Origin of the sequence: Mesorhizobium sp. M0030 (assembly GCF_040323695.1) — a bacterium.
Classification (GTDB): domain Bacteria; phylum Pseudomonadota; class Alphaproteobacteria; order Rhizobiales; family Rhizobiaceae; genus Mesorhizobium.
The window spans coordinates 192,448-215,919 of record NZ_JAMYVE010000013.1 but is presented as its reverse complement, the minus strand read 5'-3'; the positions used below and the strand labels follow the sequence as shown (position 1 = coordinate 215,919).

Below are 23,472 nucleotides of genomic sequence, written 5' to 3'. Positions count from 1 at the left end.
CCCGCGCCCCCCCCCCCCCCCCCCCCCCCCCCCCCCGCCGCCCCCCCCGCCCGCCCCCGCCCCCCCCCCCCACCCCCCCCCCCCCCCCCCCGACCCCCCCCCCCCCCCCCCCCCCCCCCCCCACCGCCCCCCCCCCCCCCCCCCCCCCCCCCCCCCCCCCCCCGGGGGGCTCCCCCCCCCCCCCCCCCCGCCCCCATGGGGGGCGCGGCGGTCCAGTCAAGGATGATTATCAGTCCTTGGAGACGAAGCGGGACGGATGGATGTCCATCACATTGTCATCGAAGCCATGCAGCTTCGAGGAAACGATATCGTGGAAGCTGTAGTAGAGAAGCGGAATGTTGCCGACGTCATCGACAAGGATGCGCTCGGCCTCAGTGAGGTCCTTCATGCGCTCTTCCGGCTTGCCGCCGGCAGCCGCGGCCTTGTCCATGGCCGCCTCATATGCCGGGCTGACGTAGTTCGAATAGTTGTTGCCGCTGGCCTTGCGGGTGATGCCGAGGAAGGTCTCGGGATCCTTGTAGTCGGCGATCCAGGCGGCACGCGCCACGTCGTAGTTGCCCTTCTGCTCGAGGAAGGAATAGTGGGTCTTGGTATCGGTGTTGAGCAGCGTGATCTCGACGCCAAGCGGCTTCAACTGTTCCTGGATGGCAACCGCGGTGTTCTTGTGGTTTTCCGAGGTGTTGTAGCGGATCTCCATCTTCAGCGGATGCTCGGGCGTATAGCCGAGTTTCTCAAGGATCTTCTTGGCGGCGTCCTCGCGGTCGATCTGCGGCATGTCGGCGTATTTGGCCATTGCCGGCGTGTAGCCGGCGATGCCCGGAGGCACCATCGAATAGCCAGGCAGCATGGAATTCTGCCAGACCTTTTCGGCCAGGAAGTCGCGGTCGATAGCCATCGAGATGGCGTTGCGCAGCTCGACATTGTCCCAGGGCGCCTTGTCGGTCTTGATCGCGTAATAATAGGTGCCGAGATACGGTCCGACGCGGACCTGATCGCCGAACTTGGTCTTGAGGTCAGCGAGCTGTTCGGTCGGCAGGTCGCCGTAGCTGTCGAGTTCGCCTGCCTCGAAGCGCTTCATCGCCGAAGAGCGGTCTTCGGTCGGGATGTAGTTGACGACGTCCATCTTGACGGTCGCGGCATCCCAGAATTTCGGATTCTTGACCAGCTTCATGTGGTCGTTGGGAATCCACTCGGCCAATGTATAGGCGCCGTTCGAAACGAGATTGCCCGCCTTGATCCAGTCGGCGCCGAGCTTGTCGATCGAGGCCTTGTTGACCGGGTAGGTAGCCTGGTGGGTCAGCATCTCCAGGAAGTATGGCGTCGGCGCCTTCAGCGTCACTTCCAGGGTGTTGGCGTCGATCGCCTTGACGCCCATGTCCTCGGGCTTGCCTTTCTTGGTGTTGACTTCCTCGGCGTTCTTCACGGGATAGAGCATGGAAGCGTATTCGGCGGCGGTCGCTGGATCCTCCAGCCTACGGAAGGAATAGACGAAATCGTCAGCCGTCACCGGGCTGCCATCCGACCACAAGCCGTCCTTGCGCAGCTTGAAGGTGTAGACGGTGCCGTCATCCGATACCGTCCAGCTTTCGGCGGCGCCCGGGATGAGGTTCGTCTTCTGATCGTGCATGACCAGTCCCTGGAACAGGTCGCGTATGATATCGGCTTCGTAGACGGTCGAGGTCTTGTGCGGATCGACCGTCTCCGCTTCGGCGGCGCTGCCTCTGTTATAGACGGTCTCGGCAAGGGCCGGCGTCAGGAACGTGCCTGCGGCAAAGGTCATGGTCGCGGCGACAAGCGTCGCCTTCAGCATATTTTTCAGCATGAAGTCTCTCCCTGTGGCGCTGCCCATCGGCTGCGCCTTACGAGTGTTGACGCCCCGGAACCGATTTCTGGCCCCTTCGAGCGCGCCGCCGGTTCCCGTTCCGGCAGCTGGTGGCAGGAGACTAGACAGACGGAAATATTATTTCAACCGAGTCTTGCTTGACGCTAAGTGAGCATCCTCACCCTAAACCAGCCATAGCTAATCTATATTACCAGGTTCAATTGGGTGCAGCTTGCGGTTGTCCTGCAATTTTGCATTTTGCCCTCAGCAGTTGTCATTAGCGCAACCATCTGGAAACATTCCAGGAATGCAGTTCGTGGCGAAGCTCAACGAAAGTACCTAAGAAGCCCGAAAATGAAAAACGTGGCGCCGGTGACGTTGCGCGGATCACTCGGCACGGTTGCATGCGGACTCGATCTTTTTTGAAGCCGGACGGCGTCCCTGAAAGATCAGCCAACCTTGCCGACAAACCAGCCCAGGGCCGGCAGCAACAGCCCCTCCTCTTGCAGGACGGCACCGCCACCCAGAGCGATCGCCTCGACAGGCTGGAGATCCGGCGGCAGCCGCCAGTCGGCCGGCTTGTCGGCGAAATTGAAGACGCAGAGCAATATCTCGTCCTCGCCCTGCCGGATGAAGGCAAGGACATCGCCGTCGGTATCGAGAAAGCGGATCGGGCCCTTGACCAGCGCCAGATGCGCCTTGCGCAAGGCGAGCATCGTCCGGTAGCCGGCGAGCACGGACTTGTCGTCGGCGTTCTGGATATCGACCGCCCGAGCGCGGTGGCTTTCCGGCACCGGCAGCCAGGGTTTTCCCGAGGAAAAACCGGCATTGTCGGCGCCGATTTCCCAGACCATCGGTGTGCGGCAGCCGTCCCTGCCCTTTACCCCCGGCCAGAAACGGATGCCGACGGGATCGCGCAGATCCTCGAAGGTCAGTTCCGCCTCCTCCAGCCCAAGCTCTTCGCCTTGGTAGAGACAGATCGAGCCCCGCAGGCAGGAGAGCAAAGCGATAGCGAATGTCGCCACCGCATCTGGATCGCCGCCCGGCCGCGTCCAGCGGCTGACATGGCGCACGACATCGTGGTTGGAGAACGCCCAGCAGACCCAGCCGTCGGCGACAGCTGCCTCGAAGGCCTCGACGCAGCCGCGCACATGGGCGGCTGAGAATTGCTGACCGAGCAGGGCGAAGGTGTAGCACATGTTGAGCTTGTCGCCGCCGGATGTGTAGGCGGCCAGCGTCTGCAGCGAACGGCCTTCGTCGCCGACCTCGCCGACACTGGCGCGGCCGTCATATTCGTCGAGCAAAGCGCGGAAGCGCCTGAGGAAACCGAGGTTTTCCGGTTGCGTCTTGTCGAACAGATGCTCCTGGAAGAGATAGGTGTTGGTTTCGCCATTGGTGCCGGCGACGCTCGACGCCAGCGGCGGATTGCTGCGCAGCCAGCGGTCGTGGACATAGTAGTTGACCGTATCCAGGCGGAAGCCGTCGACGCCGCGCTCGAGCCAGAACCGCACCGTCTGCAACAACGCGTCTTGAACCTCAGGATTGTGGAAGTTGAGGTCCGGCTGCGAGGCGAGGAAATTGTGCATGTAGTATTGCCGGCGGGTCGCGTCCCACTCCCAGGCCGGGCCGCCGAAGACCGACAGCCAGTTGTTGGGCGCGCTGCCGTCCGGCCTGGTGTCGGCCCAGACATACCAGTCAGCCTTGGGATTATCCTTGCTGGCACGGCTCTCTACAAACCATTCGTGCTTGTCGGAGGAGTGCGACAACACCTGATCGATGATCACCTTCAGGCCGAGCCTGTGCGCCTCGGCAACCAGCGCGTCAAAGTCGTCGAGCGTGCCGAACATCGGATCGACCGCCTGATAGTCGGAGACGTCGTAGCCCATATCGGCCATTGGCGATTGGAAGAAGGGCGACAGCCAGACGGCGTCGACGCCGAGCGAGGCGACGTGCGCCAGCCGTGAGGTGATGCCTGAGAGGTCGCCGCTGCCGTCGCCGGTGGTGTCCTGGAAGGAGCGAGGATAGATCTGGTAGATGACGCAGCCGCGCCACCAGTCGGCGCTCTGTTCGGGTCCCGGCTGGGCATTGTCGTCGGCCATCACGGACCCTTCCTGGCGCGGGCCTTTGCGGTCCGGCGCTCGATCATGAAACTGACACTGCGGCCGGGCAGCGGCCACGCGAGGTCGACCGCTTGCGCTTCAACAGCCGGCTGCCATTCAAACCCTTGCCGCGCGGGCAGCGTGAAGACGCATTGACGGCGATCGCCATTGACGATCACAGCCAGGCGGCCTTCCCCGCCATCGCCGAGCAGCATGACGAGGCGATGGCGGGAGCCATCGTTCCAGTCGGCTTCGCTGAGCGGCGCGCCGGTCTCGGTCAGCCAGGCGACGTCGGGCGTTTCAGAACCGGCCGGCGGCTCTCCGGTCAGGAAGCGCGTATCGGAAAGCGCCCGCACCGCGCCGCGCAGAGCTGCGAGCGCGGACACATGGGCTTCCAGCCCGACGTCGCGCCCGGCCCAGTCGAGCCAGGTGATGGCGTTGTCCTGCGCATAGGCGTTGTTGTTGCCCCCTTGCGTGCGGCCGAATTCATCGCCCGCCGTCAGCATGATGGTGCCGCGCGAGGCAAACAGAGTGGCGAGCAGCGCGAAGCGATCATGGGAACGGGCCTCGGCAATCGCCTTGTCCGAGGTTTCGCCCTCGACGCCGTTGTTCCAGGACAGGTTCTCATTGTGGCCGTCGCGGTTCTTCTCGCCATTGGCTTGGTTGTGCTTGGCTTCATAAGCGACGATATCGGCCAGCGTCATGCCATCGTGCGCGGCGATGAAGTTGACCGTGCGGCTGGCGGATTGGCCCTCCCTGCCGAACACATCGGAGGAGCCGGCGAGCCTTGTCGCCAGCGCACCGACCGTGCCGGCATCGCCGCGCCAGAAGCGCCTGACGTCGTCGCGGTAGCGGTCGTTCCATTCGAGGTAAGGCGGCCGGAAATTGCCGAGCTGATAGCCATTCGGGCCGATGTCCCAGGGCTCGGCGATCAGCACCCTGTCGGCAAGGATGGGATCGGTTGCGATGGTTTCGAGCAACGGGGCTGCCGGATCGAATGCGCCATCGACGCGACCGAGGACCGGCGCCAGGTCGAAGCGGAAACCGTCGACGCCGGCATGGCGGACGAAATGGCGCAGCGTGTCGAGCACCATGCCGCGAACGACCGGATGATCGCAGGCGACCGTGTTGCCGGTGCCGGTGTCGTTGGCCAACCTGCCGTCCGGCTCGCTGCGGTAGTAGGCTTGATTGTCGAGGCCGCGCAGCGACAGCGTCGGCCCGAGCCGGTCACTTTCGCCGGTATGATTGAAGACGAGATCGAGGATGGTGCCAATGCCAGCCCTGCGCAGCACCCCCACAGTATCGCGCAACTCGGCGATGCCGCCGGGCGCCAGGCGCGGGTCGAGCGCCATGAAGGTGACTGGGTTGTAGCCCCAGGCATTGCTGAGGCCCAGCGGCGGCAAATGGCGCTCATCGACCCATGCCGTCACGGGCATTAGCTCAACGGCGGAGACGCCGATCTTCTTGAGATGTTCGACGATAGCCGGATGGGCAAGGGCTGCAATGGTGCCGCGCTGCGCTTCCGGTACGTCCGGATGCAGCCTGGTGAAGGAGCGGACGTTGAGTTCGTAGATCAGGCCGCCTGGCTGGAACAAAGGCGGCTTGGCCGGCAGCGGCTTCGGTTGAGCCCGCGCGATGGTCTTCGGCATCAGTGGCGCGGTGTCGGCGCCTTCGTTGCGCCGGGCGGCAAGCCGCCAATGATGCTGGTAGGGCCGGTCGATCTCGACGGCGTAGGGATCGGTGAGCAGCTTGTCGGGATCGAACCACAGCCCGCGCTCCGGCGCATATTCGCCGTCGGCGCGAAAGCCGTAGCGCGTACCCGCGGCAAGGCCGGCGACGAACAGCGCATGGACGCCTTCGCTTTCCGGCTGGAGTTCGAGCCGGTCGATTTCGCGGGCGCCGGTGTCGTCGAAGATCGACACCCAGAGCCGCCGCGCCGAGGACGACCAGGCGGCAAAACGGATGCCTTCGGGAGTGACCTTTGCGCCGAGTTGGGTCATCGGCGCATCCTCCACCCTCCCCCTTGTGGGGAGGGTCGCGAACCAAGTGAGCGGGGTGGGGGTCGGCGCGGGGAAAGCGCTTTACGAGCACCCCCAACCCGATCCGCTGCGCGGATCGACCCTCCCCACAAGGGGGAGGGTAAAGACGTCACCACCCTCAAGTAATCACGCTCGGCTTGTTGCGCCCGGTGTGGCTCTTGATCCCGGCGATATCATCGGCAGCCGCGATCAGGTCAGCGAGCGCCTCTTGCGTGTCGAGATCATGCCGCGCTCTGTCCGGCTCGTAGCGCTCGATGTAGACGCGCAGCGTAGCACCCGACGTGCCGGTGCCGGACAAACGAAACACGACACGCGAGCCGCCTTCGAACAGGATGCGGATGCCCTGGTTCTTGCTCACCGAACCGTCGACGGGATCGTGATAGGCGAAGTCGTCAGCATTGGCGATCTTCAGTCCGCGCACGCTGGTGCCGGGCAGCGAAGCGAGCTTGGCGCGCAACTCGTCGACCAAGGCGTTGGCGCGCTCGGTTTCGACCTCCTCATAGTCATGACGTGAATAGTAATTGCGGCCGTAGGTCGCCCAATGTTCGGTGACGACGTCCTTGCAGCTTTCGCCGCGCACGGCCAGGATGTTCAGCCACAACAGCACCGCCCACAGCCCGTCCTTTTCACGGACATGGTTCGAGCCCGTGCCGGCGCTTTCCTCGCCGCAGATCGTTGCCATGCCGGCATCGAGCAGATTGCCGAAGAACTTCCAACCGGTCGGCGTTTCGTAGATGCCGATGCCGAGCTTTTCGGCGACGCGGTCGGCCGCGCCGCTGGTCGGCATCGAGCGGGCGATGCCTTTGAGGCCGTCCTTGTAGCCGGGCGCCAACTGCGCATTGGCGGCAAGCATGGCCACCGAATCCGACGGGGTGACGAAAATGCCCTTGCCGATGATGAGATTGCGGTCACCGTCGCCGTCGGAAGCCGCCCCGAAATCGGGCGCATCCGGTCCCATCATCTCGTCATAGAGATGCTTGGCGTGGACCAGGTTCGGATCCGGGTGATGGCCGCCAAAATCCGGCAGCGGCTTGTAGTTGCGGCAGGTGCCATTCTCCGCGCCGAGCCGGCGCTCGAGAATTTCCTTGGCATACGGGCCGGTGACCGCATGCATGGCGTCGAAGCGCATGCGGAAGCCGTATTTGAAATTGGCGCGGATGGCGTCGAAGTCGAACAGGCTCTCCATCAATTCGGCATAGTCGGTGACCGGGTCGATAATCTCGACCGCCATGCCGCCGGCGGTCACCGTGCCGATCTTGTCGATGTCGATCTGGTCGATGCCGGCCGTCCGAAAGCTCGAAATCGTCTTGGTCTTTTCGAAGATCGCGTCGGTCAGCTTTTCCGGCGCCGGGCCGCCATTGCCGGCATTGTACTTGATGCCGAAATCCTCGTGCGGGCCGCCCGGATTGTGACTGGCCGACAGGATGATGCCGCCGAAGGTCTTGTATTTGCGGATGACATGCGACGCCGCCGGCGTCGACAATATGCCGCCCTGCCCGACCATCACCTTGCCGAAGCCGTTGGCCGCCGCCATGGCGATGGCCTTCTGGATGACCTCGCGGTTGTAGAAGCGGCCGTCGCCGCCGATCACCAGCGTCTTGCCCTCAAAGCCCTCCAGCGCGTCGAAGATCGACTGGATGAAGTTCTCGGCATAGTGCTCCTGCTGAAAGACAGGCACCTTCTTGCGCAGGCCGGACGTGCCGGGTTTCTGGTCGAGATAGGGTTTGGTGGCGACGGTCCGGATCATGCTTCAGGCAACCCTTTTCGAAAGCAGCAGGCGGTAGAGTTCAACGTATTTGTCGGCGCTCTTGTCCCAGGAGACATCGGCCTTCATGCCCTGGCGCTGGATCTGTTCCCAGACGGCCGGGCTCGAATGCGCATCGACCAGCCGGCGGATGGCGTGCAGCATGGCGCCGCCACTATTGGGCGCGAACTGGAAGCCGGTGGCGACACCGGCCGAGATCGCTGCTTCATTGGCGTCGATGATGGTGTCGGCAAGGCCGCCGGTGCGGGCGACGACCGGCACGCAGCCATAGCGTAGGCCGTAAAGCTGGGTCAGCCCGCAAGGCTCGAAGCGCGACGGGATGACGATGGCGTCGCAGCCGCCCTGCATGGTGTGGGAAAGCCCCTCGTCATAGCCGACGACGACGCCGACACGGCCGCGATGGCGGGCGGTGGCAGCCAGCAGCGCGCCTTCCAGGCCGGCGTCGCCTGAGCCGAGGATCGCCAGCCGCGCGCCGGTGGCGACGACGCCGTCGACCACAGCCGCCAGTATGTCCATGCCCTTCTGCCAGGTCAGCCGGCTGACGACGCAGACGATCGGACTGTCGTCGCGCTCGAGGCTGAAGCGGTCCTCGACAACCGCCCGGTTGGGAAGCCGAGCCTTGAGCGTCGCGGCGGAGTAGGCCGACACCAGATGCTTGTCGGTCTCCGGGTTCCAGATGTCGGTGTCGATGCCGTTGACGATGCCGTAGAGGTCGGAAGAGCGCATGTTGATCAGGCCGTCGAGGCCCATGCCGAATTCCGGCGAGCGGATTTCCTGGGCATAGGTGGGGCTCACCGTGGTGATCGCCCAGGCCGCCTGCAGGCCGGCCTTGAGGAAGCCGACGCCGCCATAATATTCTACGCCGTCGAGCGCCATCGCCGCGGCCGGCAAGCCGAGCTCGCCAAAAATGCCGGCGCCGAACTGACCCTGGAAGGCAAGGTTGTGAACCGTGATCAGCGACGGCACGCCGACCGCCTTGCCGTAGCGCATATAGGCCAGCGTCATCGCCGACTGCCAGTCATGGGCGTGGACGAGATCCGGCTGGTAGCCGGAAATGGCGCCGCCGGCGATATCGCCACCGACCTGGCTCAGCGCAGCAAAACGCCGCCAATTGTCGGGCCAATCGGCGCCCGCCGCATTGCCGTAGGGGCCGCCCGGACGGTCGTAGAGATGCGGCGCGTCGAGCACGAACAGGTCGAGCCCGGCGATCTTGACGGCATGGACCGAAGCCTTGCCGCCCTGCAGCAGCGGATATTGGTAGACGGCTTTCTTTTTCTTGAAGGCGTCCATCACCTGGGGAAAGCCAGGGATGAGCGTGCGCATGGTCACGCCCTTGGCGGCCAGCGCGATCGGCAATGCGCCGGTCACATCGGCAAGTCCGCCGGTCTTGACCAGCGGGAATATTTCGGGCGTGACCGACAGAACCTGCATGCGTCTATGGTATCCCGTCTTACAGCTTCAGCTTGTCGATCATGTCCTGCGTGACCAGGCAGATGCCCTTTTCCGAAACCCGGAAACGCTTGGCGTCGAGAACAGGGTCTTCGCCAACCACCAGCCCTTCCGGTATCCTTACACCGTGGTCGATGACGACGCGCTTCAACTTTGCGTTCCGGCCGACATGAACGTCGGGCAGCATGACGACCTCTTCCAGCGTCGAATAGGAGTTGATGCGTGCGCCGGTGAAGATCAGGCTGCGCTTCAGCGAAGCACCCGAGACGATGCAATCGCCTGAGACCAGCGAGGACACGGCCGAACCGCGCCGGCCATCCTCGTCATGCACGAACTTTGCCGGCGGCTTCAATTCGGCATAGGTCCAGATCGGCCAGTCACGGTCGTAGAGGTCGAGTTCGGGGGTAATGTCGGTCAGGTCGATATTGGCTTCCCAGTAGGCGTCGACCGTGCCGACATCGCGCCAATAGGCCTCGTTCTCGGCCGTCGAGCGCACGCAGGATTTGGCGAAGCGATGCGCGATCGCCTTACCGTGCTGGACGATGTAGGGGATGATGTCCTTGCCGAAGTCGCGGCTGGAGCCTGGCTCGGCCGCATCGCGGCGCAGCTGTTCCATCAGGAACTTGGTCTTGAAGACATAGATGCCCATGGAGGCCAGCGCGAATTCCGGCTTGTCGGGAATGCCGGGCGGGTCGGCGGGCTTTTCGACGAAGGCGATGATGTTGTCCTTGCCGTCGACATGCATGACACCGAAGCCGGTCGCTTCCATGCGCGGCACTTCGAGGCAACCGACGGTGACGTCGGCATTGGCATCGACGTGCTGGCGCAGCATCAACTCGTAGTCCATCTTGTAGATATGGTCGCCGGCCAGGATGACCATGTATTCGGGCCCATAGGCCTCGATGATGTCGATGTTCTGGTAGACGGCGTCGGCGGTGCCTTCATACCACTGGGTTTCCGAGACACGCTGGGAGGCCGGGAGGATGTCGAAGCTTTCGTTTCGCTCCGGGCGCAGGAAGTTCCAGCCGCGCTGCAGGTGGCGGATCAGCGAATGCGCCTTGTACTGGGTGGCGACACCGAGGCGGCGAATGCCGGAATTCAGCGCATTGGACAGCGCGAAATCGATGATGCGCGTCTTGCCGCCGAAATAGACAGCCGGCTTGGCGCGGCGGTCGGTCAATTCCTTGAGCCGGCTGCCGCGGCCGCCGGCCAGCACATAGGCCATGGCATCGCGCGCCAGCGGCTGGGTTCTCTTCAAGTCTGCCATTTTTTACCCTCCCAAATTACCAGTCTGGAGCATCGCCCGGTCCGCAACGAGTCGACGGACCTAATCCGAAACGAGTTGACGGACCTAGTCCGCAACGAGTTCAAGCATGATCGTCGACAGCGGCGGCAAAAGCATCGTTGCCGAAATGCCTCCTCCTTCCGCCCTGGCTTCGACCACACCGCCATTGCCCTTGCCCGAACCACCGTAGTCCGAAGCGTCGGTGTTGATGATTTCGCGCCATTTGCCGACCTTGGGCAATGGCACGCGATAATTGTCGCGCGGCACTGGCGTGAAGTTGGAAATGACGGCGATCGGGTTGCCGCCGGGCGCGCTGCGCAGCCAGGCGAAGACCGAATTTTCCTTGTCGTCGACGATCAGCCAGGAGAAGCCGTCCGGCTCGCAGTCGCGTGCATGCAGCGCTGGGCGCGAGCGATAGAGATAGTTGAGGTCGCGCACCGTCTGCCAGACGCCGCGATGCGGGTGGAAGTCGAGCAGGTTCCAGTCGAGCGCGCGCGCCTCGCTCCACTCGCGGCGCTGGGCGAATTCCTGGCCCATGAACAACAGCTTCTTGCCGGGATACCCCCACATGAAGGCGTAAAAGGCGCGCAAAGTCGCGAACTTCTGCCAGTCGTCGCCGGCCATCTTGCCGAGCAGCGTGCCCTTGCCGTGCACGACCTCGTCATGGGACAGCGGCAGCACGAAATTCTCGGAGAAAGCGTAGGTCAATCCGAACGTCAGGTCGTTGTGGTGGTGCTTGCGGAAGATCGGCTCCTTGGCGAAATACTCCAGCGTGTCGTGCATGAAGCCCATGTTCCATTTGAAGCCGAAGCCCAGCCCGCCTTCATGCACCGGCGCCGAGACCTTCGGCCATGAGGTCGATTCCTCGGCGATGGTCATCACGCCGGGATGGTGGCCGTAGACCTCCTTGTTCATCTTCTGCAGGAAGGACACCGCTTCGAGGTTTTCGCGGCCGCCCTTCTCGTTGGGGATCCATTCGCCGGCCTTGCGCGAATAATCGAGGTAGAGCATCGAGGCCACTGCATCCACGCGCAAACCGTCGACATGGTATTTCTCGGCCCAGAACAGCGCATTGTTGACCAGGAACGACACCACCTCGCGGCGGCCGAAATTGTAGATCGCGGTGTTCCAGTCGGGATGAAAACCCTTGCGCGGGTCGGCATGCTCATAAAGTGCTGTGCCGTCGAAATTGGCCAGGCCATGCGCGTCGACCGGGAAATGCGCCGGCACCCAGTCGAGGATGACGCCGACGCCGGCGCGGTGCGCACCGTCGACGAAACGGGCGAAGCCGTCGGGGTCGCCGAAGCGCGCCGAGGGGGCATAAAGTCCGGTTGTCTGATAACCCCATGACGGGTCATAGGGATGTTCGGAGATCGGCAGGAACTCGATGTGGGTGAAGCCGGTCTCGACAGCATAGGGGATCAGCTGGTTGGCGAGTTCGTCCCATGACAGGAAGCTGCCATCATCGTGCTGCTGCCACGAACCGGCATGGACCTCGTAGATCGATATGGCTTCGCGCCGGGGATCGGCCTTTCGCCAGTAATTGCGATGCGCCTCGTCGCCCCATTCATGCGCCGGCGGCACCGCCGTCACTGAGGCTGTGGCCGGGCGCAATTCCGACTTGAAGGCGAACGGATCGGCCTTGAGCGGCAGGCGCACGCCGTCCGGGGCAATGATCTCGTATTTATAGGGGTGGCCGGCGCCGATATCGGGAATGAACAGCTCCCAGATGCCGGTGTCGCGGCGGTCGCGCATCGTATGGCGGCGGCCGTCCCATTCGTTGAAGTCGCCGACCACGGAGACGCGCCTTGCATTGGGCGCCCAGACCGCGAAATGGACGCCCGACGCGCCTTCATGGTCGAGGAGATGGGCGCCGAGCTTGTCGAACAGCCTGAGATGCGACCCTTGGGCGATGTAATAATCATCCATCGGGCCGAGTACCGGGCCGAAGGAATAGGGATCGGTCAGCCACCAGTCGCCGCCGGCATTTTTGGCGTGATACCGCAGCGGCTGGCGCTTCTTGATCGACAGTCTGCCTTCGAAGAAACCGGCGTCGTCGCGCCGCGTGAGTTCGCCGGCGTTCTTGCCGGCCAGCGTGTATGCGGTGACGAACTCGGCATTGGGGACGAAGCAGCGGGCAACCAGGCTCTTGCCGGCATCATGCACGCCCAGGATTGCAAAAGGATCGCCATGCGTGCCTGCAACAATTGCGGCGACATCGCCGGCTGACGCCAGCCCGTCCGACCCGCTCGTCGTCGCGGTCGCGCGCGGTTTCTTCATCAGGCGGTGTCCCTCCCTGGGAACCAGTTCTTGTGCACAAGACCCGTTGCTCGTGGCCTCATGCAATCATATCAGGCGGGCACGTTCCAGATTTCTTTCGCATATTGGCGGATCGTGCGATCGGAAGAGAACCAGCCGACGCGGGCAACGTTGCGGATAGCGCGCGCGTACCAATCGGGGCTGTTGCGCCAGACGGCGTCGACATCGCGCTGGGCGGCGGCATAGGCGTCGAAATCCGCCGCCACCATGAACCAGTCGCTGTTGTAAAGACCGTCGACCAGCTCGCGGTAGCGATCCGGCTGGTCGGGCGAGAACACGCCCGACGATACTGCGGCAACAGCCTGCGCCAATTCAGGGGAGCCCTCGATCACGGCGCGCGGGTTGTAGCCATTGCTGCGCCGCTCGGCGACTTCCGCCGTGCTCAGGCCGAAGATGAAGATGTTGTCGTCGCCGACGCATTCCTTGATCTCGACATTGGCGCCGTCGAGCGTGCCGATGGTCAAGGCGCCGTTCAGCGCGAACTTCATGTTGCCGGTGCCCGACGCCTCCATGCCGGCAGTCGAAATCTGCTCGGACAGGTCGGCGGCCGGCATCATCACCTCGGCCAGGCTGACATTGTAGTTCGGCACGAACACCACTTTCAGCAGCCCGCGCACCGACGGGTCGCTGTTGATGACCTTGGCGACGTCGTTGGCCAGTTTGATGATCAGCTTGGCATTGTGGTAGCTGGGCGCCGCCTTGCCGCCGAAGAATTTGACGCGCGGCATCCAGTCCTGCTCGGGATGCGAGCGGATCTGGTCGTAGAGCGCGATCGCTTCCAGGATGTTGAGCAGCTGGCGCTTGTATTCGTGGATGCGCTTGACCTGGATGTCGAACAGCGCCGACGGGTCGAGCTTGATGCCGAGCCGGTCGGCGACCAGATTGGCGAGCTTGATCTTGTTGGAGCGCTTGACGGCGGCGAACTTGTCGCGGAAGGCGGCGTCACCGGCAAAGGCTTCGAGCCCCTTGATGGCGTCGATGTCGTCGAGGAAACGGTCCCCGATCGCCGCGCGGGCGAGCGCGGTGAGGCCTGGATTGCACTGGATCAGCCAGCGCCGTGGCGTGATGCCGTTGGTCTTGTTGTTGATGCGGCCGGGATAGAGCTTGTGGAGATCGGCAAACACCGTCTCCTTCATCAGCTCGGTGTGCAACGCCGACACGCCATTGATCGAGTGCGAGCCGACAAAGGCCAGGTTACCCATGCGCACGCGGCGGTCGCCATTTTCCTGGATCAGCGAGATGCGGCTGATCTGCTCGTTTGAGAACTGGTTGGTGGCGCGGGCCTCAAGCAAAACCTGCGCATTGATGGCGTAGACGATCTGCATGTGGCGCGGCAAAAGCCGTTCGAACAGCGGCACCGGCCAGCTTTCCAGCGCCTCTGGCAGCAGCGTGTGGTTGGTGTAGCCGAAGGTGCGCTTGGTGATGTCCCAGGCCTGGTCGAAATCCATGCCGTGGACGTCCATCAGCAGGCGCATCAGCTCGGGCACGGCGATCGCCGGATGGGTGTCGTTGAGGTGGATCGCCGCCTTGTCGGGGAGCGAGGCGAGATCGCCATACTGGCTGAGATGGCGCTGGACGATGTCCTGCAGCGACGCGGTGGAGAAGAAATATTCCTGCCGCAGCCGCAGTTCCTGGCCGGCCTTGTGGGAATCGGCGGGGTAAAGCACGCGCGACAAGGCATCGGCCTTGTTGCTTTCGGCCAGCGCGCCGATGTGGTCGCCGGCGTTGAACTTGTCGAGCAGGATCGGATCGACCGGCATGCCGGACCAAAGCCGCAGCGTGTTGACGCGGTTGGCGCGCCAGCCGACCACCGGGGTGTCGTAGGCGACGGCCTGGACATGCTCGGTCGGCTTCCAGACGTGACGTTCGAGCCGGCCATCCTTGGAAGTAATCGATTCCACCGAGCCGCCGAAGCCGACTTCGAAGGCGCGTTCGCGGCGCTCGAACTCCCAGGGGTTGCCGTGGTCGAGCCAGGTTTCGGGCAGTTCGACCTGCCAGCCGTCATGGATCTCCTGGCGGAACATGCCGTTGGCGTAGCGAATGCCGTAGCCATGCGCGGGAATGTCGACGGTCGCCATGCTTTCCATGAAGCAGGCGGCGAGCCGGCCGAGACCGCCATTGCCGAGCGCTGCATCCGGTTCGAGCCCGGCGATGAGGTCGAGGTCGACGCCCAGCGACTTGAGCGCTTCTCGCATATTGTCCATCAGGCCGAGATTGGAGAAGGCATCGCGCATAAGCCGGCCGATGAGGAATTCGAGCGACAGGTAATAGACGCGCTTTTCCTGCTGGGCGTAGGCCTCCTGCGTCGCCTGCATCCAGTGATCGACGATGCGGTCGCGCACGACCTTGATCGAGGCGGTCAGCCAATCATATTGCGTAGCAACGGACGTGCCTTTGCCGACCCGGTATTTGAGAGCCAGCAAGACTTCGTCGGCCAGCGTCTTGGGATCGGGTATTTCGAGATCGGGGGCTTTGGCTGTCATTGTTCGCGTCATACTGCCTCTCGTGATCGTGCTGCGATCATACCGGCTTTCGCTCTCAGTCCCAGCCTATCCTAGTGCATCGCAACATACGTTCAATCGATTTAGACCAGCATGCCGCCAGTTCCCCTGCGGCAATTTATCCGTCGAGCGGATCAGGCAGCGAGTGCAGCCTCCGGCGGAACCTTCGCTCCCGTCATGAAGGCGACGGCGTCGGACATGGTATATTGCTTGGGATCGATGACGCAGAGGCGACGTCCCAGCCGATGGATATGGATACGGTCGGCCACTTCGAAGACATGCGGCATGTTGTGCGAGATCAGCACGATCGGCAGGCCTCTTTTCTTGACATCGAGGATCAGTTCCAGCACGCGGCGGCTCTCCTTGACGCCGAGTGCCGCGGTCGGCTCGTCCATGATCACCACGCGGCTGCCGAAAGCGGCGGCGCGCGCCACCGCCACGCCCTGACGCTGGCCGCCCGACAGCGTTTCCACCGCCTGGCTGATGTTCTGGATGGTCATCAGGCCAAGCTCGGTCAGCTTGTCGCGGGCGCGCTTTTCCATTGCCGGCCGGTCCAGCATGCGAAGCCAGTCGCCGAGGAAGCCGGGTTTGCGGATCTCGCGGCCGAGGAACATGTTGTCGGCGATCGACAGGGCCGGCGACAAAGCCAGGTTTTGGTAGACCGTCTCGATGCCCGCCTCGCGCGCCTCCATGGGCGATTTAAAAGCGACAGCTTTGCCTTCGAGTCGGATCTCGCCTTCGTCGGGCACGGCGGCGCCGGAAATCGCCTTGATCAGCGATGATTTGCCGGCGCCATTGTCTCCGATGACGGCCAGGATTTCGCCGGGGTAGAGGTCGAAGTCGGCATTGTCGAGGGCGGTGACACGGCCATAGCGCTTGATCAGGCCGCGCGCGGTGAGGATGGGTTCCACGGTCATGCCGAAACCTTTCTGATCCATTGGTCGATCGCCACGGCGCCGATGATCAGCACACCGGTGAGCAGCACCTTCCATTGTGGATCGGCGCCCAGCATGTTGAGGCCCATCGAGACGACGCCGACGATCATCGCGCCGAAAAGGGTGCCCAGAATTGAGCCGCGCCCGCCGAACAGTGAAATGCCGCCGATCACCGTCGCGGTTATCGCCTGCAGGTTGTAGTCGGTGACGGCCGCTGACGGCGAGATCGAGCCGTTGCGGCCGATGGAAACCCAGGCAGCGAAAGCGGCGATCAACCCGGCAAGGGTGTAGACCGTCATCAACACTTTCTTGGTCTGGATACCAGACAGCTTCGCCGCCTCCTGATCATCGCCAACGGCGTAGACATGGCGGCCCCAGGCGGTGTGATTGAGCACGTACCAGAGGATCAAAACGAGCACGACCGTGGCGATGACGCCCAGTGTCAGCACCGCCGTGCCGATCTTGAAACTCAGGGCAAAGAGATGCAGCAGCGGCGCCTGGGCGTCGACATCGGTATCGCGGATCGTCTCGTTGGCCGAATAGATGAAGTTCGTCGCCATGACGATGTTCCAGGTGCCGAGCGTGACGATGAACGGCGGCAGCTTCATGTAGGCGACCAGCAAACCGTTGAGCAGGCCGCAGGCTGCGCCGGCGGCAAGCCCGATGGGCACTGCGAGCACGGCCGGCATGCCGTAGCTGACCGCGCAATTGCCCATGATCACGGCTGAAATCACCATGATCACGCCGATCGACAGGTCGATGCCGGCGGTCAGGATGACCAGTGTCTGCGCGGCACCGAGGATGCCGACGATGGCGATCTGCTGCAGGATCAGCGTCAGCGTATAGGATGAGAAGAAACGCCCGCCAATGGCGATGCCGAAAATTACGATCGACAGGACCAGCACAATCAGCGGCACCGCCGCCGGCGTGGAGTGCAGGAAATGCTGGATGCGCTTGACGGCCGATTTGTGCTCGTCAAAGGCGGCAACGCTTGTGTCGCTGCTCGAGAGAACCTTCTCGAATTCCTGTGCTTGAGCCATGTTTCCTCCCCTGGGCTTCAGCTCCATGCCGAGACCCGCTCGCGCCTGTCCGGTCTGCTGCCGGGATTATTCGCGTGACGCATCGTCCACCCGAAGCGGCCGGGGATCAAGCCCCCGGCCGTCAGCTTGTCGCTGGCTGTCAGACAGCCATCAGCCCCAGCACTTGGCGAGGCCTTCCTTGGTGTCGATCGACTTCACGCCTTTGGCCGGCTTGTCGGTGACGAGGTTGACGCCGGTGTCGAAGAAGTTCTTGCCTTCGGTCGGCTTCGGCTTGGCGCCGTCCTTGGCGAAGGCGGCGATCGCCTCGATGCCGAGTGCCGCCATCTGCAGCGGGTATTGCTGCGAGGTGGCGCCAATGACGCCTTCGGTCACCGACTTCACGCCGGGGCAGCCGCCATCGACCGAGACGATCAGCACCTGGCTTTCGAGACCGACCGCCTTGAGCGCCTGGTAGGCGCCGACAGCGGCGGGCTCGTTGATGGTGTGGATGACGGTGATGGAGTTGTCCTTCTGCAGAAGGTTTTCCATCGCCTTGCGGCCGCCTTCTTCATTGCCGTTGGTGACGTCGTGGCCGACGATGCGGGCATCGTCCTCATCGCCGATCTTGTTGGGATCCTTCACGTCGATGCCGAAGCCCATCATGAAGCCCTGGTCGCGCAGCACATCCACGGTCGGCTGTGAGGGGGTCAGGTCGAGGAAACCGATCTTGGCGTCCTTGGCCTTGTCGCCGAGGGTCGCGGCTGCCCAGGCGCCGATCAGCTTGCCGGCTTCCAGATTGTCCGTCGCGAAGGTCGCGTCGGCGGCATCGATCGGGTCCAGCGGGGTATCGAGCGCGATCACCAGCAGGCCGGCGTCACGCGCCTTCTTCACCGTCGGCACAATGCCCTTGGTGTCGGACGCAGTGATCAGGATGCCCTTGGCGCCGTCGGCGATGCAGCTTTCGATCGCCGCCACCTGGCTCTCGCTATCGCCGTCGATCTTGCCGGCATAGGTCTTGAGGTCGACGCCAAGTTCCTTGGCCTTGGCGGTCGCGCCCTCCTTCATCTTGACGAAGAAGGGGTTGGTGTCGGTCTTGGTGATCAGGCAGGCGCCGACGCCGGCGGCCGATGCTGTCGAAGCAAACGCCATCAGGCCGAGGCCCGCCGCGGCGAACACGGTGGACTTCAATAAAGCTTTGGTCACGATCTTCCTCCCATGGAACCATGCGGATGCCGCCAACCGGCATCTCGAGCGCATCCACTGAAGTTCTCCCAGTGTGGACGCGCCCTCAAATGACACCAGCGGGAGCCGCCTGTCAATAATTAAATCACTCTTATTTATTATTGACAGCTTTGCGCGGTTCACTCATTCTGCCGCAAAAGCAGTAAGAATAAACCAAGGGAAGGAACAAGGGTGGAGACCGGCATTGCGAGGCACGGTTCGCCCGAGGCGGCCGCCAGCCGTCTCCACCGTGGCACCAACCAGAGCGGCATGCGCGACCACAATGAGCGGCTGGTGCTGTCGTTGGTTCGCCAGCACGGCAGCTTGGCCAAATCAGACATTGCGCGCATGACCGGGCTTTCAGCGCAGACCGTCTCGGTCATCATGCGCGAACTGGAGGAAGACAGCCTGCTGCTGCGCCAGGCGCCGTTGCGCGGCAAGATCGGCCAGCCCTCCATCCCGATGGCGCTGAACCCCGAAGGCGCCTTCTTCATCGGCCTCAAGATCGGCCGCCGCAGCGCCGAACTGGTGCTGATCGATTTCCTCGGAACTGTGCGTTCCATGCTGCAGCACTCCTACCGCTATCCGGCGCCGCGCGAGACGGTTGAGTTCGTCACCGAAGGCATGAAGACGATGCGCGCCGAACTGACACCTGCGCAGGACAAGCGCATTGCCGGGCTCGGCATCGCCATGCCGTTCGAACTGTGGAACTGGGCCGACACCGCCGGCGCGCCGCGCGACATCATGGACGAATGGCGCCATCGCGACATCCGTGCCGACATCCAGGCGCAGTGCGAATTCCCGGTCTATCTGCAGAATGACGCCACCTCCGCCTGCGGCGCCGAACTGGTGTTCGGCCAGACCGGCGGGGCGCGCGACTTCGTCTATTTCTATATCGGCGCCTTTGCCGGCGGCGGCATCGTGCTCAACGGCCGGCTGTTCGGCGGGCCAACCGGAAATGCCGGGGCGCTGGGTTCTATGCCGGTGCCGGGGCCGGACGGCAAGCCGACGCAGCTCATCGACGTCGCCTCGATCGCCATGCTGGAAAAGGCGCTTAACGCACGCGGCGTCGAGGCTTCGCATCTGTGGACGTCGCCTGAGGATTGGGGCGAGATCGGTCACGAGCTCGACGACTGGATCGCCAATGCCGCTCAGGCGCTGGCCTATGCCATCGTATCGGCGTCCTCGGTGATCGATTTCGAGGCCGCGGTGATCGACGGCTGGATGCCGCTCGCTGTCCGGCGCCGGCTCGTCGATGCGATCAGGCAGGCGATCGGTACGATCGATGGCGAAGGGCTGAAGCTTCCGGTGGTGCGCGAAGGCACCGTCGGCATCCATGCCCGCGCGCTGGGCGGCGCCAGCCTGCCGCTGTCCGAACGCTTCCTCATCGGTTCGACCACGATTTCCAGGAGCATCTGAATGCTGATCGGTATTCCGTCGCTGCTCGGTCCGGAGCTTCTGGCGACATTGCGCGCCATGGGCCATGGCGACGAGATCGCGCTTGTCGACGGCAACTACCCAGCGGAGGAGCAGGCAAACCGGCTGATCCGCGCCGACGGTCTTCACCTCATACCGGTGCTTGACGCCATTTTGAGCGTTCTGCCGGTGGATGATTTCGTGCCGGAAGCGCTGTTTCGTGCCTCGGTCAAAGGCGATCCCTCGGTTGCAGATCCGGTCCACCTCGAGATCGAGGCGATCTGCACCAGGCGCGCGCCGAGCCGCAAGGTGGTTGCGCTGGCGGGCGCCGACTTCTATGCACGCGTCCGGTCGGCATATGCGATCGTCGCCACCAGCGAACCCCGGCTCTATGCCAACATCATCATCCGCAAGGGCGTGATCTATCCGCCGGAGAACAAGAAATCATGATCCTCTGCTGCGGCGAAGCCCTGATCGACATGCTGCCGCGCACCACGACACAGGGCGAGCCGGCCTTTGCGCCCTATGTCGGCGGCGCGGTGTTCAACACGGCGATCGCGCTTGGCCGCCTCGGCGCGCCCGCCGGCTTCTTTTCCGGCCTGTCGTCGGATCTGTTCGGCGGCCAGTTCCGCGAGGCGCTCGGCGCAAGCAAGGTCAGCTCCACCTATGCGCACACCTCCCCTCGCCCGACCACGCTCGCCTTCGTGCGGCTCACCAACGGCCAGGCGACCTACACTTTCTACGACGAAAACACCGCCGGGCGCATGCTGACGACAGAGGATCTGCCGAAACTGGGCGCCGAGATCGAAGCCATGCTGTTTGGCGCCATCAGCCTGATTTCGGACCCGGCGGGTGCTGCCTACGAAGAATTCATGAAACGCGAGCACGAACGCCGCGTCATGATGCTCGACCCCAACATCCGGCCGAACTTCATCCCCGACAAAGCCAAGCACCTCCGGCGCATCCGCTCGATGATGGCGATGGCCGACATCGTGAAGCTATCGGATGAGGATCTGCACTGGTTCGGCGAGGCCGGCTCGCATGAGGACGTCATCCGCAACTGGCTGGATCGCGGCCCGAAGCTGATCGTCGTTACCCACGGCAGCGAAGGTGCCGTCGGCTACAGCAGGGAACACAAGGTCACGGTGATGCCGCATAAGGTGGAGGTGGTCGACACGGTCGGCGCCGGCGACACTTTCAATGCCGGCATTCTGGCCTCGCTGCACGAGCAAGGCCTGCTCACCAAGGCCGGGATCGGCGGCCTTTCGGAGGACGCCATCCGTCAGGCGCTGGCGCTCGGCGCCAAAGCGGCGGCGGTGACCGTGTCGCGGGCCGGCGCCAACCCGCCCTGGCGGCACGAAATCGCCTGATCCACGCTTAGTCCGCCGCCAGCCGCTGCAAGCAGCCGATCACTTTATGTTTCCGCGAGCCGGAAAGACGCACTGAATTAGCCGGATTAATAGGCGGCGAAGCCCGGATTTCCGGCATCTTGCGGCAATGCAGGGAAAGCCTGAAGTAACAGGCTGCGACACCTAGACAACCCGTCCCGCGGCCGGTCCGGCTTTCTAGACCGGCCCAACTCTGGTACCAGCGGCCCGGTTAAGTTGTTGTTTCTGTGCGTGTCATTGTCCCCGGGGCAGCCCGCACCACACCGTTTTTGAGGCCGACATGCAGTTCATCGATCTTGGCGCGCAGCGCGAACGTATCCGCGACCGGCTGAAGGCCGCGATCGACAATGTCGTCGAGGAAGGCCGCTATATCCTCGGACCGCAAGTCACCGAATTCGAAAACAAGCTCGCAGCCTATATCGGCACCAAGCATGTCGTGGCCTGCGCCAACGGCACCGACGCGCTGCTGTTGCCGCTGTTTGCCGCCGGTATCGGCCCCGGCGACGCGGTGTTCGTGCCGAGCTTCACCTTTGCCGCGACGGCGGAAGTGGTGGCGCTTGCCAAGGCCGAACCAGTGTTCGTCGATGTCGAGGCCGAGACCTACAACATCGACATCGCCAGCCTCGAGGCGGCGATCGCCATGATCAAGAAGGAAGGCCGGCTGAAGCCGAAGGCGATCATTCCCGTCGACTTGTTTGGGCTTGCCGCCAACTACGAGGCGATCATGGCGATTGCCAGGCGCGAAGGGCTGCTGGTGATCGAGGATGCGGCGCAGTCGATCGGCGGTTCGGCCGACGGCACAATGTGCGGCGCCTTCGGCCATGTCGGCTCGACCAGCTTTTATCCGGCCAAGCCGCTGGGCTGCTACGGCGATGGCGGCGCGATGTTCACCAATGACGACGCGCTGGCCGACCAGCTGCGCTCGTTTGCGTTCCACGGTAAGGGCGGGACGCAGTATGACAATGTCCGCGTCGGCATCAATTCACGCCTCGACACCATCCAGGCGGCGATCCTGATCGAGAAACTCGCCATCCTCGAAGACGAGATGGTCGCCCGCCAGGTGGTGGCCAAGCGCTACGCCGAAGGTCTCGGCGACATCGTCAAGGCGTCACGCAATCTGGGCGGTGGCCGCTCGGCCTGGGCGCAATACGCCATCGAGACGCCGAAGCGCGACGGGTTGAGGGCGCATCTCGGCGAAAAGGGCATCCCTTCGGTGATCTATTATGTGAAGCCGCTGCACGAGCAGGTCGCCTATCGCGACTATCCGCGCACGCCGACCGGGCTTGCGGTTTCGGAGGAACTGCCGAAGCGCATCCTGTGCCTGCCGATGCATCCCTATCTCAGCGAAGCCGACCAGGACCGCATCATCGAGACGATCCGCAACTACATTGGCTCGAACTCGGCGCATGTAGCGGCGGCGTAAGTTACGCCGCGTCCGCCGCCTTCCCGCTCGCAATAAAATGCGGGTTGGCGAAATCCTCGTCGTCGCTCTGTTTGCGCTTGCCATAGGTGAGCGGCTCGCCGTCCAGCGTGCGCGTCATGCCGCCGGCGGCGCGCAGTACGGCGTCGCCGGCCGCCGTGTCCCATTCCATGGTGCGGCCGAAGCGCGGATAGATGTCGGCTTCGGCTGCGGCGAGCAGGCAGAATTTCAGCGATGAGCCGACCGAGACGATCTCGGCGGCGCCGAGATCCTTGATGAAGGCTTCGGTCTCCGGGGTGTTGTGCGAGCGGCTGGCAACGACCGCCAGCGGCGTGACCGCCCTCCTAACCGAAATCCGCCGGCGGCCGACGATACGGAAGTCGCCATCGACCTCGATTGCTTCGGCCCAGCCCGGCCGTCCAGAGAAGAACCGCCCGCTGCACGGTGCGAAGACGACGCCGATCTCCGGCACGCCGTGCCGGACAAGCGCGATGTTGACGGTGAAATCGGTCCGGCGGTTGACGAATTCCTTCGTTCCATCGAGCGGATCGATCAGGAAGAAGGCGCCATCCAGATCGGGCGGCACAATGCCTTCGGCGACCTCTTCCTCGGCCACGCAGGGAATATCGGGATAGGCCGCACGCAGGCCGGCGAGGATGATCGTCTCGCTCTCGCGGTCGGCTTCCGTGACCGGCGAGGAGTCCGACTTGCTGTCGACCGCGCAGCCGGCCTTGAAGACCCGCATCACCTCGCGTCCGGCTTCGAGCGCCAGGCGCTCGAACACGTCGAGCATC

16 protein-coding genes are annotated in these 23,472 nt (G+C 63.7%); 4 read left to right on the top strand and 12 right to left on the bottom strand.

What is annotated here, in order from left to right; all coding sequences use genetic code 11:
* Positions 1–229 precede the first annotated feature (229 nt).
* From NKJ80_RS24580 to NKJ80_RS24530, 11 genes are all read right to left on the bottom strand, one after another.
* Complete coding sequence (locus NKJ80_RS24580) at positions 230–1,822, bottom strand: peptide ABC transporter substrate-binding protein (protein WP_023670734.1); 1,593 nt, start codon at positions 1,820–1,822, stop codon at positions 230–232.
* A 449-nt stretch (positions 1,823–2,271) separates the two neighbouring features.
* Complete coding sequence (bglA, locus tag NKJ80_RS24575) at positions 2,272–3,921, bottom strand: beta-galactosidase BglA (protein ID WP_352498453.1); 1,650 nt, start codon at positions 3,919–3,921, stop codon at positions 2,272–2,274.
* Positions 3,921–5,921, bottom strand: coding sequence for a glycogen debranching protein GlgX (gene glgX / locus NKJ80_RS24570; protein ID WP_352498452.1), 2,001 nt, complete (start codon positions 5,919–5,921; stop codon positions 3,921–3,923). The genes bglA and glgX overlap by 1 nt, the downstream gene beginning before the upstream one ends.
* Positions 5,922–6,078: 157 nt before the next feature.
* A complete protein-coding gene (locus NKJ80_RS24565) occupies positions 6,079–7,707 on the bottom strand; it encodes an alpha-D-glucose phosphate-specific phosphoglucomutase (RefSeq protein WP_352498451.1) in 1,629 nt (542 codons plus the stop codon).
* Between the two features lie 3 nt (positions 7,708–7,710).
* Complete coding sequence (gene glgA, locus NKJ80_RS24560; RefSeq protein WP_352498450.1) at positions 7,711–9,156, bottom strand: glycogen synthase GlgA; 1,446 nt, start codon at positions 9,154–9,156, stop codon at positions 7,711–7,713.
* A 19-nt stretch (positions 9,157–9,175) separates the two neighbouring features.
* A complete protein-coding gene (gene glgC, locus NKJ80_RS24555; RefSeq protein WP_023670729.1) occupies positions 9,176–10,441 on the bottom strand; it encodes a glucose-1-phosphate adenylyltransferase in 1,266 nt (421 codons plus the stop codon).
* 84 nt (positions 10,442–10,525) lie between these two features.
* Positions 10,526–12,739 (bottom strand): 1,4-alpha-glucan branching protein GlgB, encoded by a 2,214-nt coding sequence (gene glgB / locus NKJ80_RS24550; RefSeq protein WP_023735557.1) that lies wholly within the window; start codon positions 12,737–12,739, stop codon positions 10,526–10,528.
* A gap of 71 nt (positions 12,740–12,810) precedes the next feature.
* Positions 12,811–15,273: a glycogen/starch/alpha-glucan phosphorylase gene (locus NKJ80_RS24545; RefSeq protein WP_352498449.1), complete on the bottom strand. Its 2,463-nt coding sequence runs from the start codon at positions 15,271–15,273 to the stop codon at positions 12,811–12,813.
* A gap of 140 nt (positions 15,274–15,413) precedes the next feature.
* Positions 15,414–16,196, bottom strand: a complete 783-nt coding sequence (locus NKJ80_RS24540; protein ID WP_023670726.1) for an ATP-binding cassette domain-containing protein — start codon at positions 16,194–16,196, stop codon at positions 15,414–15,416.
* Positions 16,193–17,254 (bottom strand): ABC transporter permease, encoded by a 1,062-nt coding sequence (locus tag NKJ80_RS24535; protein WP_023670725.1) that lies wholly within the window; start codon positions 17,252–17,254, stop codon positions 16,193–16,195. The genes NKJ80_RS24540 and NKJ80_RS24535 overlap by 4 nt, the downstream gene beginning before the upstream one ends.
* A 150-nt stretch (positions 17,255–17,404) precedes the next feature.
* Complete coding sequence (locus tag NKJ80_RS24530; RefSeq protein ID WP_502902224.1) at positions 17,405–18,382, bottom strand: sugar ABC transporter substrate-binding protein; 978 nt, start codon at positions 18,380–18,382, stop codon at positions 17,405–17,407.
* A gap of 264 nt (positions 18,383–18,646) precedes the next feature.
* Between NKJ80_RS24530 and NKJ80_RS24525 the strand changes: the two genes are divergently transcribed.
* The 4 genes from NKJ80_RS24525 (at position 18,647) to NKJ80_RS24510 (ending at position 22,681) form a co-directional block, all read left to right on the top strand.
* The gene (locus tag NKJ80_RS24525; RefSeq protein WP_023702241.1) at positions 18,647–19,873 is read left to right on the top strand and encodes an ROK family transcriptional regulator; all 1,227 of its coding nucleotides are present in this window, start codon (positions 18,647–18,649) and stop codon (positions 19,871–19,873) included.
* Positions 19,874–20,320, top strand: coding sequence for an RbsD/FucU family protein (locus NKJ80_RS24520; RefSeq protein ID WP_352498448.1), 447 nt, complete (start codon positions 19,874–19,876; stop codon positions 20,318–20,320). It begins immediately after the preceding gene.
* A complete protein-coding gene (locus NKJ80_RS24515; RefSeq protein WP_023684582.1) occupies positions 20,317–21,240 on the top strand; it encodes a carbohydrate kinase family protein in 924 nt (307 codons plus the stop codon). Before NKJ80_RS24520 ends, NKJ80_RS24515 begins: the two co-directional genes overlap by 4 nt.
* A 298-nt stretch (positions 21,241–21,538) precedes the next feature.
* Complete coding sequence (locus NKJ80_RS24510; RefSeq protein WP_023684583.1) at positions 21,539–22,681, top strand: DegT/DnrJ/EryC1/StrS family aminotransferase; 1,143 nt, start codon at positions 21,539–21,541, stop codon at positions 22,679–22,681.
* Between the two features lies 1 nt (position 22,682).
* Here the strand turns inward: NKJ80_RS24510 and cysQ are convergent, their stop codons facing one another.
* Positions 22,683–23,471 carry a 3'(2'),5'-bisphosphate nucleotidase CysQ gene (gene cysQ, locus NKJ80_RS24505; protein WP_031196090.1) on the bottom strand — a complete coding sequence of 263 codons (789 nt, stop codon included), beginning with the start codon at positions 23,469–23,471 and terminating at the stop codon, positions 22,683–22,685.
* Position 23,472 lies beyond the last annotated feature (1 nt).

Excerpts from the sequence above, each read along its gene's own strand:
- NKJ80_RS24535 (WP_023670725.1), bottom strand. The coding sequence starts at position 17,254 with ATGGCTCAAGCACAGGAATTCGAGAAGGTTCTCTCGAGCAGCGACACA.
- cysQ (WP_031196090.1), bottom strand. The coding sequence starts at position 23,471 with ATGCTCGACGTGTTCGAGCGCCTGGCGCTCGAAGCCGGACGCGAGGTG.
- NKJ80_RS24510 (WP_023684583.1), top strand. The coding sequence starts at position 21,539 with ATGCAGTTCATCGATCTTGGCGCGCAGCGCGAACGTATCCGCGACCGG.
- glgX (WP_352498452.1), bottom strand. The coding sequence starts at position 5,921 with ATGACCCAACTCGGCGCAAAGGTCACTCCCGAAGGCATCCGTTTTGCC.
- glgC (WP_023670729.1), bottom strand. The coding sequence starts at position 10,441 with ATGGCAGACTTGAAGAGAACCCAGCCGCTGGCGCGCGATGCCATGGCC.
- bglA (WP_352498453.1), bottom strand. The coding sequence starts at position 3,921 with ATGGCCGACGACAATGCCCAGCCGGGACCCGAACAGAGCGCCGACTGG.
- NKJ80_RS24565 (WP_352498451.1), bottom strand. The coding sequence starts at position 7,707 with ATGATCCGGACCGTCGCCACCAAACCCTATCTCGACCAGAAACCCGGC.
- NKJ80_RS24530 (WP_502902224.1), bottom strand. The coding sequence starts at position 18,382 with ATGGCGTTTGCTTCGACAGCATCGGCCGCCGGCGTCGGCGCCTGCCTG.
- NKJ80_RS24580 (WP_023670734.1), bottom strand. The coding sequence starts at position 1,822 with ATGCTGAAAAATATGCTGAAGGCGACGCTTGTCGCCGCGACCATGACC.
- NKJ80_RS24540 (WP_023670726.1), bottom strand. The coding sequence starts at position 16,196 with ATGACCGTGGAACCCATCCTCACCGCGCGCGGCCTGATCAAGCGCTAT.
- glgB (WP_023735557.1), bottom strand. The coding sequence starts at position 12,739 with ATGAAGAAACCGCGCGCGACCGCGACGACGAGCGGGTCGGACGGGCTG.
- NKJ80_RS24545 (WP_352498449.1), bottom strand. The coding sequence starts at position 15,273 with ATGACGCGAACAATGACAGCCAAAGCCCCCGATCTCGAAATACCCGAT.
- NKJ80_RS24520 (WP_352498448.1), top strand. The coding sequence starts at position 19,874 with ATGCTGATCGGTATTCCGTCGCTGCTCGGTCCGGAGCTTCTGGCGACA.
- glgA (WP_352498450.1), bottom strand. The coding sequence starts at position 9,156 with ATGCAGGTTCTGTCGGTCACGCCCGAAATATTCCCGCTGGTCAAGACC.
- NKJ80_RS24515 (WP_023684582.1), top strand. The coding sequence starts at position 20,317 with ATGATCCTCTGCTGCGGCGAAGCCCTGATCGACATGCTGCCGCGCACC.